1 protein-coding gene is annotated in these 257 nt (G+C 70.0%); it reads left to right on the top strand.

The window, feature by feature from the left end; translation table 11 throughout:
- The coding region (locus AADR41_RS42690; RefSeq protein WP_446751216.1) for a hypothetical protein at window positions 1-257 on the top strand (257 nt) is incomplete at both ends.

The raw sequence follows: 257 nt of genomic DNA, 5'->3' as shown, positions 1-257 counted from the left end.
GACGGGGCGGTCGGTGTTCGAGCACCGTGCGGTGGTGCTCGGCAGTGACCGGGAGGAGTTGCTTGCGGGTCTGCGGGCCCTGGTGGAGGACCGGCCCGTCGCGGATGTGATCCGTGGCCGGGCCTCGCAGGCCGTTGGTGTGGCGTTGCTGTTCTCGGGTCAGGGCAGTCAGCGTGCGGGGATGGGCCGTGAGCTGTATGAGGCGTTCCCGGTGTTCGCGGCGGCGTTCGACGAGGCCTGTGTCTTCCTGGACCGTG

This window comes from Streptomyces sp. CLV115, from assembly GCF_038448545.1.
Taxonomy (GTDB): domain Bacteria; phylum Actinomycetota; class Actinomycetes; order Streptomycetales; family Streptomycetaceae; genus Streptomyces; species Streptomyces sanglieri.
The sequence above is the reverse complement of the archived record's forward strand: the minus strand, read 5'-3'. Positions and strand labels throughout refer to the sequence as shown.